Source organism: Arthrobacter sp. AQ5-05, from assembly GCF_003287975.1.
In the GTDB taxonomy this organism is placed as follows: domain Bacteria; phylum Actinomycetota; class Actinomycetes; order Actinomycetales; family Micrococcaceae; genus Paeniglutamicibacter.
In genome coordinates, this window is the sequence record NZ_QMKQ01000093.1 from 1 (window position 1) to 798 (window position 798).

1 protein-coding gene is annotated in these 798 nt (G+C 60.0%); it reads right to left on the bottom strand.

From position 1 onward, the window contains the following. Window positions 1-93: 93 nt before the first annotated feature. Entirely contained in the window at window positions 94-582 is a 489-nt protein-coding gene (locus DQ353_RS21140; RefSeq protein WP_113765144.1) for an alpha/beta fold hydrolase, read from the bottom strand. Window positions 583-798: the final 216 nt, after the last annotated feature.

Consider the following 798-nt stretch of genomic DNA (forward strand, 5'->3'; position numbering starts at 1 on the left):
CAGCCGCAGACGACATTCGGCGCTCAATTATCGGCGACCGAACGAAGTCCACTATAGTTACCAGCAGCCGGCCACGGCAGCGTAGAGAAACCACTAATCCGCTGTCCGAAAAGTCCTAAGCAGCCCAGACATGTGGTTGAAGCTCTCCCGTCCTCGCTCTGCTTCCACCTCCGATGGCAAACGGTCGTAGGCCGGATAGCCCGGGTATTGGAGACCCAAGAGCCCGCGTACCCGTTCGGGATGTTCGCAGGCCATGTCGTAGGCGACAAACATGCCAAAATCCATACCCGAAAACACCGCCTGGGTTTCGCCCAGATGGTCAAGCAAGGCACAAATGTCCTTGGTGATTTCATCGCACCGATAATCAGCTTGCCCCTCGGGGGCCTCGGTCTGGCCCATGCCGCGCAGATCCGGTGCCACCACCCGGTAGCCGGCCGCGGCCAGGGCGCTGATTTGGTGGCGCCAGCTGAACCAAGTGTGCGGGAATCCGTGCAGCAGAACCACCAGCGGTCCGTTGCCATCTTCCACATAGTGCATCTGCAACCCATTGATCCGGGCCTGCTGGTGGGTCCAATTTCTCAATTTTTCTCCTACTCAAGGATGGTGAACCGCAAGGCCTTCGCAGGCCTCCGAGGAACTCGCCGAAGATGCCCACGAGATGCCCCATTTCTGGCTCTACTGACTCTTCCGTGGGTCATCCCCGTCCCGGGAGTACCGGTTTCCGGCCTCCGAGGCTGAGCATCGCCAGGCCGATGAGGGCTTCGGGTGCTTTGAATCCGAAGGCCACCCGGGTGATGA